The organism is Frankia sp. CoWAU3 (genome assembly GCF_977971855.1).
Genome location: NZ_CDWWXB010000110.1, coordinates 11372 through 11857, shown reverse-complemented (window position 1 = coordinate 11857; position 486 = coordinate 11372). Strand labels below are relative to the sequence as shown.

1 protein-coding gene is annotated in these 486 nt (G+C 68.9%); it reads left to right on the top strand.

All coding sequences use genetic code 11. From position 1 onward, the window contains the following. A partial coding sequence (locus AC08ON_RS11305; RefSeq protein WP_476616931.1) for a serine acetyltransferase occupies positions 1-486 on the top strand: 486 nt, incomplete at both ends.

Here is a 486-nt window from a genome sequence, read left to right as displayed (position 1 = left end):
ACCCGGGATGCCTCCGACCTCGGGTTGTGGGAGATCCTGCGGGAGGACTGGCGCCGGCACTACAAATCGTTCGCCCACCCGGGGCTGCACGTGCTCGCCGTCTATCGCATCGGGCAGTGGCGGCGCACCCGCAGCCAGCCCGTCCGCGGGATCGTGACCGTCTTCTACAAGGTGGTCAACAAATTGATCATCCGTAACCTGTACGGGGCCGAGCTCGACGAGCAGGCGCGGATCGGCCGCCGGGTCCACATCGGCCATCACCAGACGATCCTCATCCCGCCGCACTGCGTGATCGGGGACGACTGCACCCTGCGGCACAACCTGACCATCGGCTACGCGAGCGGTACGGCGGGCCCGCGGGACGTGCCGAAGGTCGGCAAGCGGGTCGAGCTCGCCCCCGGGGTTCACCTCATCGGGGCGATCAGCATCGGCGACGACGCCAGGATCGGTCCGGGCTCGATCGTGATGACGGACGTGCCGGCGGGC